This is a genomic window from Leucobacter sp. M11 (genome assembly GCF_035726885.1).
Taxonomy (GTDB): Bacteria; Actinomycetota; Actinomycetes; order Actinomycetales; family Microbacteriaceae; genus JAPFRB01.
In genome coordinates, this window is the sequence record NZ_JAPFRB010000004.1 from 386,273 (window position 1) to 387,050 (window position 778).

The window sequence follows — 778 nt, forward strand, 5'->3', positions numbered from 1 at the left end:
TCACCCGCATCATCCGCTCGGGCACCGCGGGCGGCATCCAGCCCGAGGTCGTTGACGGCGCGATCGTGGTCGCCACGGGCGCGGTCCGCGAAGAGGGCATCTCCGGCCAGCTCGTCCCGCGCTCCTTCCCGGCCATCGCGACCCCCGAACTGACCCTCGCGCTGCGCGCGGCGGCCCAGAACACGGGGCTCGACGTGCACGAGGGCATCGTGCTGACCGCGGACCTGTTCTACCCGAGCGATGTCCAGATCGGCGTGGACCACGCCCTCTGGCAGCGCGCCGGGGTCGTCGCGGTGGAGATGGAGGCCGCGGCGCTGTTCGTGGTCGCCTCGCTGAACGGGATCGAGTCGGGCGCCGTGCTGGCGATCGACGGAAACCCGCTCGCCAAGAAGGACGACAGCATGTCCGGCTACGACCCGCACCGCGAGATCGTCGGCCAGGCCGTTGACGGTGCCCTGCGCACCGCCCTGGAGGCCCTCGTCTCCTAAGCCGGAGCCGCCCTGCGCGGTTCCCCATAAGCACCCGGGTGCCGGTTTCCCCCCGATCCGTTGCCCGGGCTCTGCAGCCCCTGTCCGTCGCGCCATCCCCCCCTTGAGCGCGCGGGCAGGGGCTTTTTCTGTGCCCTGGGTGCTGGGTGCTGGGGGAGGGGGAGGGGGCAGACGCCGCAGGCGCTGAAGCAGCAACAGGTGCTCAGGTGCAACGATGCAAAGACTCCGAAGACTCCATGCACGCAAGTCGCTCAGTCGCAAGGGCGCAGGGCGAATAGAAGCAAGGAGGA

The 778-nt window shown here is 70.4% G+C and carries 1 protein-coding gene; it reads left to right on the forward strand.

Annotation, left to right across the window (positions count from 1 at the left end):
- A partial coding sequence (locus tag OOT08_RS13900) for a phosphorylase family protein (RefSeq protein ID WP_442916255.1) occupies positions 1–488 on the forward strand: 488 nt, incomplete at its 5' end.
- Between the last annotated feature and the right edge of the window lie 290 nt (positions 489–778).